This window comes from Lacticaseibacillus pantheris DSM 15945 = JCM 12539 = NBRC 106106, from assembly GCF_001591865.1.
GTDB lineage: Bacteria > Bacillota > Bacilli > Lactobacillales > Lactobacillaceae > Lacticaseibacillus > Lacticaseibacillus pantheris.
The window spans coordinates 1-9,746 of record NZ_BCVS01000093.1 but is presented as its reverse complement, the minus strand read 5'-3'; the positions used below and the strand labels follow the sequence as shown (position 1 = coordinate 9,746).

General features: G+C 55.2%; 9 protein-coding genes and 1 other RNA gene. All 10 read left to right on the top strand.

Annotated features, from left to right (window positions below; genetic code table 11):
• Positions 1-486 precede the first annotated feature (486 nt).
• The 10 genes from LPA02S_RS09190 to LPA02S_RS09145 all read left to right on the top strand — a co-directional run bounded on the left by LPA02S_RS09190 (position 487) and on the right by LPA02S_RS09145 (position 9,169).
• Positions 487-1,677: a quaternary amine ABC transporter ATP-binding protein gene (locus tag LPA02S_RS09190; RefSeq protein ID WP_054651724.1), complete on the top strand. Its 1,191-nt coding sequence runs from the start codon at positions 487-489 to the stop codon at positions 1,675-1,677.
• A gap of 13 nt (positions 1,678-1,690) precedes the next feature.
• A complete protein-coding gene (locus LPA02S_RS09185; RefSeq protein WP_420835955.1) occupies positions 1,691-2,548 on the top strand; it encodes an ABC transporter permease in 858 nt (285 codons plus the stop codon).
• Between the two features lie 67 nt (positions 2,549-2,615).
• Positions 2,616-3,473 carry a glycine betaine ABC transporter substrate-binding protein gene (locus LPA02S_RS09180; protein WP_056956387.1) on the top strand — a complete coding sequence of 286 codons (858 nt, stop codon included), beginning with the start codon at positions 2,616-2,618 and terminating at the stop codon, positions 3,471-3,473.
• Between the two features lie 138 nt (positions 3,474-3,611).
• Entirely contained in the window at positions 3,612-4,220 is a 609-nt protein-coding gene (locus tag LPA02S_RS09175; RefSeq protein ID WP_054651723.1) for a class I SAM-dependent methyltransferase, read from the top strand.
• 11 nt (positions 4,221-4,231) lie between these two features.
• Positions 4,232-4,726 (top strand): tRNA adenosine(34) deaminase TadA, encoded by a 495-nt coding sequence (tadA, locus tag LPA02S_RS09170; protein WP_054651721.1) that lies wholly within the window; start codon positions 4,232-4,234, stop codon positions 4,724-4,726.
• A 1,067-nt stretch (positions 4,727-5,793) separates the two neighbouring features.
• An RNA gene (ffs, locus tag LPA02S_RS09165) (signal recognition particle sRNA small type) lies at positions 5,794-5,880 on the top strand.
• A 113-nt stretch (positions 5,881-5,993) separates the two neighbouring features.
• Positions 5,994-7,793, top strand: coding sequence for a DNA polymerase III subunit gamma/tau (gene dnaX, locus LPA02S_RS09160; RefSeq protein WP_054651718.1), 1,800 nt, complete (start codon positions 5,994-5,996; stop codon positions 7,791-7,793).
• Between the two features lie 167 nt (positions 7,794-7,960).
• Complete coding sequence (locus LPA02S_RS09155) at positions 7,961-8,260, top strand: YbaB/EbfC family nucleoid-associated protein (protein WP_173585396.1); 300 nt, start codon at positions 7,961-7,963, stop codon at positions 8,258-8,260.
• 26 nt (positions 8,261-8,286) lie between these two features.
• Positions 8,287-8,886 carry a recombination mediator RecR gene (recR, locus tag LPA02S_RS09150; protein WP_056956341.1) on the top strand — a complete coding sequence of 200 codons (600 nt, stop codon included), beginning with the start codon at positions 8,287-8,289 and terminating at the stop codon, positions 8,884-8,886.
• A 10-nt stretch (positions 8,887-8,896) separates the two neighbouring features.
• Positions 8,897-9,169, top strand: coding sequence for a DUF2508 family protein (locus LPA02S_RS09145; protein ID WP_054651716.1), 273 nt, complete (start codon positions 8,897-8,899; stop codon positions 9,167-9,169).
• Positions 9,170-9,746 lie beyond the last annotated feature (577 nt).

Here is a 9,746-nt window from a genome sequence, read left to right as displayed (position 1 = left end):
TTTTGTACTGTAAGAGTATCGCCTGAGCGTGGAGGCATTCTCTCCCCCAGGTTGGGAGGGACCCCGTTTTAGCCATTTTGACTATCCTTACTTTAACGGCGTTTTCCCGCGCGCCCCGAACTCCGAACCAAATTGGTCTATGCAAACCCCAACCACTTGCATCGGCAATTTATCAAGCTGTGGTCACGCAAACAAGTCCATCCATTCCCACTAATTTCCGACAGACCGTTTGTTCTTGAATTCTTTTTTGTAATTACCACCAACTAAGCTTCATGTTCAAGAAAATGAGAACCTTTCTCATCACCGCCACAGTGCAACAAACCGCGTGATTAGGCGTTTTCATCGTGGTTTGCAAAACTCGCCCCATTTGACAAATAATGATATTACTAGCAGTATTATTTATGATTGCCGCATTATATTGCTTATTTTTGGCGTAATGCGGTTTTGTTGCATATTGTAGAAGTACATTAAAGGGAGGCTACGCGTTTGGAAAAGGTCAAGGTTGAACACCTCACCAAGATTTTTGGTGGCCATAACAAACAGGTACGGTCCATGATTGAGGCCGGTAAGAGTAAGGCGGAGATTTTGAAGGCAACCGGTTCGACCGTTGGGGTGAGCGACATCAGCTTCAACGTTCAATCGGGTGAAATCTTTGTCATTATGGGGTTATCTGGTTCCGGAAAATCAACGCTGATTCGTATGATTAACCGGTTAATTGAACCCACTTCAGGACGAATTACGATTGACGGCGAGGACTTAACGCAACTGGACAAGAAGCAGTTGCGCGAGGTGCGGCGGCACAAAATGAGCATGGTGTTCCAGCAGTTCGCATTGTTTCCGCAGCGGACGATTTTGGATAACGCTGCGTACGGTTTGGAAATTCAGGGTGTGGGCAAGGATGAACGGTACGCCAAGGCGAATAAGGCGCTCGACCGCGTCGGCCTGAACGGTTACGCGGATCAGTATCCCGACCAGTTGTCTGGTGGGATGCAGCAGCGGGTTGGCCTGGCGCGTGCGCTGGCGAACGACGCCGACATTCTATTGATGGACGAAGCCTTTTCTGCTTTGGACCCGTTGAACCGCAAAGACATGCAGGATGAGTTGCTGGAACTGCAAGCTGACCTGCACAAGACGATTATTTTCATTAGCCACGATTTGAACGAAGCCCTGCGGATTGGTAACCGCATCATGATTATGCGCGACGGTCAATTGGTACAAATCGGGACGCCCGAAGAAATTCTGACTGCCCCAGCCAATGACTACGTTGAGCGCTTTATTGAGGACGTGGACCGCACCAAAGTGATTACGGTTGGTAGCGTCATGATTCGTCCGTACACGGTGAACATTGAGACTGACGGTCCGCGTTTGGCGCTACGCCGGATGCGTGCCAACGAAGTGTCGACGTTGTTCGTTACGAACAATCAGCGTGAACTGGTGGGCTTCATTGAAGCTCGCGATACCATCAAGCTGATTGCGGACGACAAGGATCGGTCCGTACGTAGCATCCGTACCATTGTTAACCCGGATGTCCAGACGACCACTGCCGAAACACCGTTGAACGATATTATCGATGAAATTTCTTCGATTTCGGCTCCATTAGGTGTGCTGGACGATAAGAAGCGGTTAATCGGCGTCGTGATTCGTGGTGCGGTTCTGGCTGCGATTGCGGGCGACTAATGGGGGTGACTAAATGATGAATTTAATTGGTACAAGTATTCCCCAGTTACCGTTAGCTAACTGGGTTGATAGTTTAGTGGACTGGTTGACGCAGTTCACCGGTTTCTTCAACGTCATTATTAACTTTGTCGCGGGTATTAACGGGGGCTTCCAGTGGTTCTTCGACCTGCTGCCGCAATGGCTGTTTATTGTGTTGGTGATGGCATGGACGTGGTATCTGAGCCGTAAAGCGCCACGGTACTGGCTCTTGGTACTGGAATTACTCGGCTTGGGCTTAATCTGGAACCTGGACTATTGGCAGGACATGACGCGGACGCTGTCCCTGGTCCTGACCTCCAGCGTCATTGCGCTGGTGATTGGTATTCCGCTAGGGATCCTGATGGCCAAAAGTAACGTGGCCCAGACAATCATTCAGCCCATCCTGGACTTTATGCAGACGATGCCTGCCTTTGTTTACCTGATTCCTGCCGTCGCTTTCTTCGGCATTGGGACGGTGCCCGGCGTGATTTCATCCCTGATTTTCGCCATGCCGCCAGTCGTGCGGATGACCAACCTGGGGATTCGGCAGGTACCGACCGACCTGATTGAGGCGGCCGACTCATACGGCTCCACGAGCTGGCAAAAGTTGTTCAAGGTACAGCTACCGTTGGCACGCAAAACCATCATGTCTGGTGTCAACCAGACGCTGATGCTGGCGCTATCCATGGTTGTGACTGCCTCCATGATTGGGGCGATGGGCTTGGGGACTGACGTCTACTTTGCCGTTGGCCGTAACGAGGCCGGTGCTGGTTTCACGGCCGGGCTCGCCGTGGTCATTATCGCCATTATTTTGGACCGGATTACGCAGCTTGTGAACAAGCCGGAACATTAGCGAGGGGGGACCAACTGTGCATTTGAAACAACGTAAATGGTGGTGGGCGCTTGCGGCTTTAACCGTCATGTTGGTGCCTGTACTGGCAGGTTGCAGCACGCAACTGGCTGAATACAAGCCCAACGAAGCGGTCGGGCCCCAGGTGGACTACACGATTACCGGGATTGACGCCGGTGCTGGGGAGATGGCAACCACGCAGAAGGCCATCAAGCGGTACGACCTCAATAAGTGGCAGTTACAGACCAGTTCTTCATCCGCGATGACCAGCACGCTGGGCAAAGCGATTAAGAACCGGCAGCCAATCGTGGTGACCGGATGGCAGCCACACTGGATGTTCACTAAGTACAAATTGAAGTTCCTGAAGGATCCCAAGGGCGTGTACGGCAAAGCTGAAAATATTCACACCGTCGTGCGCAAGGGCTTGAAGCACGATAAACCGGAAGCATACACCGTGCTGGACCGGTTCCACTGGACGAAGGAAGAGATGTCCACGGTCATGCTGGCGGTCAATAAGGGCGCCGATCCTAAGCAAGCGGCCAATAAGTGGATTAAGGCTCACCAGCAGCAGGTGAACCAGTGGACGGCCGGCGTGAAGCACGTTAACGGGGATGCCATCAAGCTAACCTACGTGGCGTGGGACTCAGAAATTGCGTCCACGAACGTTGTCGCTGAGGTGCTCCGGAGTGTGGGTTACAAGGTCACCCTGCAGTCGATGGAAATGCAGCCAATGTGGGCTTCCATTGCCACAAAGGCGGCGGACGCACAGGTTTGTGCCTGGTTGCCGAACACCAGCGGCGTGTACTACAAGAAGTATCAGGGTCAGTTCGTCGATTTGGGTGTGAACCTCCGTGGGGCCAAAGTGGGCCTGGCGGTGCCGACGTACATGACCAAAGTGAACTCGATTGAGGATCTGAATAAGAAGTAATTCGCAAAATAACGGGCTTAACCGCGCCAATCAGGTGACGGTTAGGCCCGTTTGCGTATCCTTAACGTCTTTGTCTCTGTTATAATTCACAATAGATGGTCGTTCGGATGATGAGCGACGCAAAGGAGCAGTATGCAAATGGAACATTATTACACCAACAACCCCAATCTGGCTCACGATGAGGTGTCATTCACCTTCCCGCTGGCGGGTCACGACGTGCGGTTGACCACGGACAGTGGTGTCTTTTCGCGCCACACCGTTGATTATGGGAGCCGGGTTTTGATTGACACGGTTGCCCAGCGGACGGATTTAGCTGCCGGCGATGTGGCCGATATTGGCTGCGGGTACGGACCAATCGGGATTGCGCTCGCGCTACACCTGCCAGAGCGGCACGTGGTGATGAGCGACGTGAACGAGCGGGCCTTGGCGCTGGCAAAGCGTAATGCGGCGACCAATGGCGTTGAGGACCGCACGGATATTATTGAGTCGAGCGCCTTTGACGCCATTTCCCGCACCGATTTTGGTGTGGTGGTGACGAATCCACCGGTCCGGGCCGGCAAAGACGTGGTGAATGCCATCCTGACCGGTGCGTACGCGCACTTACGGGCTGGCGGCGAGATCTTTGTGGTCCTGCAGAAAAAGCAGGGGGCACCGAGCGCCAAGAAGCTGTTACAGGCCACCTTTGGTAACTGTGACGTTCCGCGCAAGGATAAGGGTTATTACATTTTGCACAGCATCAAGGGCTAGGAGGATTCTGGATGACAGCCACACACGAAGAAATTGAGGGCTTCATGAAGGTTGCGCTGGACGAAGCAGCCAAAGCGGAGGCGATTGGCGAGGTGCCCATCGGTGCCGTTGTGGTGTATAACGGCCAGGTGATTGGTCGCGGGCACAACATGCGTGAGCACACCCAGGACGGGACGCATCACGCCGAGATGATGGCCATCCGCGAGGCGTGCATGGTGCGGCATTCGTGGCGGCTAGAGGACTGCGACTTGTACGTGACGTTGGAGCCGTGCCCGATGTGTGCGGGGGCGATGATTAACAGTCGCGTGCGGATTTGTTACTGGGGGGCGCCGGATCCCAAAGCGGGGGCGGCGGGAACGCTGGTCAACCTCCTGACTGACAGCCGGTTTAACCACCAGGTGGGTTCGGTCGGCGGCATCTTCCAGGCGGAATCTAGCGCCATGCTTACGCGGTTCTTCCGCGGCATCCGCGCTAAACAAAAGGCCGCCAAGGCGTCGGGGAACTAAACGACCGGCACATTGTGGTGCGCTGGTTCCGACAGATGGGGGTTAATCCGACCGGCACATTGAGCGGGGATGGTTCCGGCAGGCGGGGGTTAATCCGTGGCCGAAGCTGTGAGCCTCACGCTCTCGCCCTGGCGGGCTACCGCGAATTGGCTAGCTCGAGCAAAAACCGCTCGATCTATCCAATTTGATTCTGTACGTCGCTATCGCTCCTACAGAACTACGGGCATACAGCCGCCACGCATTAACCCCCGCCTGCCTCCACCATCCCCACTCAATGGGCCTATGTTGTGGTTGCCCCGGTGGTGCCCAGATTCAGGTCGACGGTGTGGTGCAGTGTACCGAGGCATTGGAGTGTGCAGTTTCTGACAGAGAGATTGGGTTTGTAACCCGGCTGCGTATGTGTGCATTTCCGTATGCGAGGAATACCTAAACAATGGTCTGTTGGCTTGTTGCCGCATAGTTTTCCCAAGATAAAAAATCCATGGTATGTGAATTGCTCAGTGCCCTCGGGCGAGTTGCACGTGTTTGACTATTGGGCTGATCCAACGAAGCGAGCACTCTGGAGTCCGAGTTGAGGTATTCCAATTGATTTGTGACTATGCCCGCTAGCAGCGTAAATGTTTTCGAACTCAGGCGTTGTATTGTGCCGCAGATGAATTTTTCACTTCAAACACCAACCCAATTGTGCCTGCAAATTAGGTCCATTGAGACAGGGTGGCAGAGGCGGGTGGGGCTTCATCCGTGGCGGCTGCATACCCGAAGTTCCGTTCGAGCGAAGCGAGTTACGGAATCAAATATTTGAAATCGAGTGGGTTCCTCGAGTTCAAATATTCGCGGGAGGCCGGAACGGCCGGAGCGTGAGGTTCGTAGCTTCGGCCACAGGTGAAGCCCCACCTGCCGGAGCCGCCCTGTCTCAATGGACCGGTCGTTAGCATGAGGCTCGTAGCCGGTCACGGCCACCCGCACCTACCGCAGCCGCACCATCACCCCAGACCGGTCGGACAACAAACCACCACTAAGGGCTGGTCAAACCCAGGTGGACTGTGTATAATATGGAGTGCCGAAAGGCCTGAAGGCAATGGCGGCCTTCCGAATCGTGTCAGGTCCGGAAGGAAGCAGCACTAAGGTTGGTTCACCATGTGCCTTTTGTTATTGAGATATTGAGCGGGGGTCGGACATTGTTCCGACCCCTTTTACATACGCCGGGCAATCCCCGCACATTATGTTAAAATTGAAGTTAGTAAAAATTCGGAGAGGATGACCGCACGTGAGTTACCAAGCATTGTACCGGGTATGGCGCCCCCAAACCTTTGCCCAGGTGGTCGGCCAGGAGGCCATTACCCAGACCCTCAAAAACGCGGTGGCTACCGGTCAAACCAGTCATGCGTACCTATTCACCGGGCCACGCGGAACCGGTAAGACCAGTGTGGCCAAAATTTTGGCCAAGGCACTGAACTGTTTGAACGTGCAGGATGGCGAACCCGACAACACCTGCGTCATTTGCCAGGCGATTAATAATGGCAGCCAGCCCGACGTCATCGAAATTGATGCCGCCAGCAACAACGGCGTCGATGAAATCCGTGATATTCGGGATAAGGCTAAGTACGCCCCCACCGAGGCTCGCGTTAAGGTCTACATCATCGACGAAGTGCACATGCTGTCCACCGGTGCCTTCAACGCGTTGTTGAAGACTCTGGAAGAGCCACCGGCACACGTGGTGTTCATTTTGGCCACCACGGAACCGAATAAAATTCCGGCTACCATTATCTCCCGAACGCAGCGGTTTGACTTTCGTCGGATTACCATGAAGGACATCGAGGGGCACCTCGGCGACATTCTCGACGATAAGCAGATTACGTACGACCAGGAGGCGCTCGCAGTCATTGCGCGGGCGGCCGAGGGTGGGATGCGTGATGCGCTCTCGATTTTGGATCAGGTGCTCAACTTTAGCGATAATCACGTCAGCTTGGAAGCCGCGCAGGACGTCACCGGGGCGGTCACCGAACAGGAGTTGGGTCAGTACTTAGCCGATGTGCACAAAGGTGATGTGGCAGCCGGCCTGGCGGTGGTCCGCGATGTGCTCGCGGCAGGCAAGGACCCCGCGCGCTTGATCGATGACTTAATCGCGTACGCGCGCGACCTGCTCGTTTACCAGTCCGCACCCACTTTGGTCGACTCGGGCGAAATCGCGTTGGCCGGGGACGAGTTCAAGTCACTGGCCCAGGAGCTGGAAGCACCGTGGCTCTTTCACGTGGTGAACACGTTGAACCGGACGCAGCAGCAACTGCGGTTGACGAACCAACCAGAGCTGTACTTGCAGGTAGCCACAGTCCAGCTCACGCAACCGGCCAGTGCCGCGGATGATAGCAGTAACGAGGACGCAGCAGTTGTGAATAGCGCACCGGATGGCGGCGCGGCGGCCACGGCGGAGGTCAACGAACTACGCGATGAAGTGGCGCAGCTCACCAAGACGGTGCGGCAACTGTCGACCGCTGGAGCAGGGCGGGCCACTCCCGCCAAGAGTAAGGCGGCTCCAGCAACGGGTCACGGACGTAAACGCACAGAGGTCAATACGCACGCAATCTACCCAATTTTGGGCAAGGCGACCAAGGATGACCTGCTGGCTTTGCGGAACGTCTGGCCGGACGTGCTGAATAAGCTGACGGACCGCCGCAAAGCGATGATGAACATCAGCGAACCGGTGGCGGCGAGCCCTGACGGCGTTATCATCAGCTTTGATTACGACATCATGGTGGAGCGCGTCCAGAACGACGAGGTTTTGCTCAAAGAGGTGGGGGCGTCCCTGCAGCAGTTCCTACACCATGACGAGCAGGTTGTACTGATTGAGAAAGCTCAGTGGCCAGTGGTCCGGCAGCGCTTCATCAAGGAAGTCGGTTTCCAGAAGCAACAGGCCAGCGCGGCCGCCGGTGAGAGCGGTACTGAATCTGCCGCCGAACCCGCTAACGAGGAGGCGGCCCAGACCGATAATCAGGCGGCGGACAACAAGGCCGTGGACACGTTGACGGATATGTTCGGCGATGGTAACGTGACGGTCAAAGAGGACTAGCGAATGCCGGTCGTCGCTGCTGTGCCGGACCAACTTTGTGGTAATTCATTAAGATAGGCGGAAACATTAAGTATTGAATGGGCGTTAGCGTTACATTGATAAGCAAAGCTGAAAATGACAAACGAAATGGAGAATGAGTAATGGCAAATATGGGACGTATGGGTAACATGGGCAACATGCAGGGCATGATGAAGCAGATGCAGAAGCTGCAAAAGGAAATGGCCAGCACGCAGGACGAAATTAACACGACCACCTTTACGGGCAAGAGTGCCCAGGATTTGGTCACGGTCGATTTTACCGGTGACCGTAAGATGACGGCGCTCAATGTTAACCCGGAGGCCATTGACCCGGATGACCCTGACATGCTGTCTGACCTGGTCATGGAGGCGGTCAACGACGCTTTGGGCCAGATTGACCAGACGACGCAGTCCAAGATGGGCAAGTACACCCAGGGGCTGCCATTCTAAATCGACGTTAAGGTTAGGTAGAGATTATGCAATATCCAGATCCAATTGCCAAGCTAATTGACAGTTACATGAAGCTTCCCGGGGTCGGCGAGAAGACGGCCACCCGGTTGGCTTTTTATACCATTGATATGGACAAAAACGACGTGCACACCTTTGCTTCGTCGTTAGTGAACGCAAAGGAGCAGCTCCACTACTGTTCAATTTGTGGCAACATTACTGACGTTGACCCATGCGTAATTTGCACGGACAAGTCACGTGACCGCAGCACCATCCTGGTGGTGGAACAGGTCAAAGACGTGATGAGCATTGACCGGATGAACGAATATCACGGTCTGTACCACGTCTTGCATGGGGTGTTGTCGCCGATTGAGGGCCTAGGTCCCGACGACATTAACATCACCAGCTTGATTCGGCGTTTGCAGAACAACGACGAGGTCAACGAGGTGATTGTGGCCACCAACGCGACGCCCGAGGGTGAGGCGACGGCCTCGTACTTGGCCCGGTTGATTAAGCCGGCTGGGATAAAGGTCACACGCCTGGCGCACGGGCTCGCCGTGGGTAGCGACATTGAGTATGCTGACCAGATGACGTTGATGAAGGCCGTTGAGGGCCGGACCGAATTGTAGGGGTAGCGTGATGTTTGGACGTAAGAAGACGAGTGCAAAGCTGGACCGGGACGCGGAGCTGTTGGAGTTGATTTACGCGGTGCGGGACCAGAACGCGCGGGCACACAAGATTCTGAATAATTCGACTGAGGGTGCCATGGACCTCCGGCAGCAGGCGCAGGTGGAGCTGCAGGAGGGGCTGTTCGACTTCTTACACCGCCAAGCCCGGTTACGGCGGGTGTCGGGTAAGCAGGTCGAAGACTTCTCGGTGCGTTACAACCTGGAACGTAAACAGTTGCATTAAGCAGCTTTGTGGGCAGACTTTGAGGTCTGCTTTTTGTTTTCTAGCGACCGGTTTGGGCTGGTGGTGTGGCTCCGGTGGCGCTCGGATCCACGGTTTTGTCGGCTGGCGTGGCTCCGGTGGTGGGCGGTTGGCCGTGACCGGCTACGAGCCTCACGCTCACGCCCGTTCCGGGCTACCGCGAATTGGCTAGCCCGAGAAAACCACTCGGTCTACCCAATTTGATTCCGTAATTCGCTGCGCTCATAACGGAACTACGGGCCTGCAGCCGTCACGGCCAACCGCCCACCACCTCCGCCACACCAGCCGACCAAACCTAGTTGGTGGAGATCCGCTACCGTCTGTACAACTACTGTTGAGGTTAAATTGGGGCTGTGGTACGAGACATACGCATAATAATCTGGTTGCGTTAGTGTTTAAGTTTCTAGTCCTTTTGGTGTTAGGCCCATCGAGGGAACGGGTGCCGGGGGAGTTGGTTGGGGGACGGAGCCGACTGGGACTGGAACGGTGACCGCTGCAAAGGGCATGCCGCCGTAGGAGCCGGAGGCGACGTACGGCGCGACGAACTTAGAGACTGACT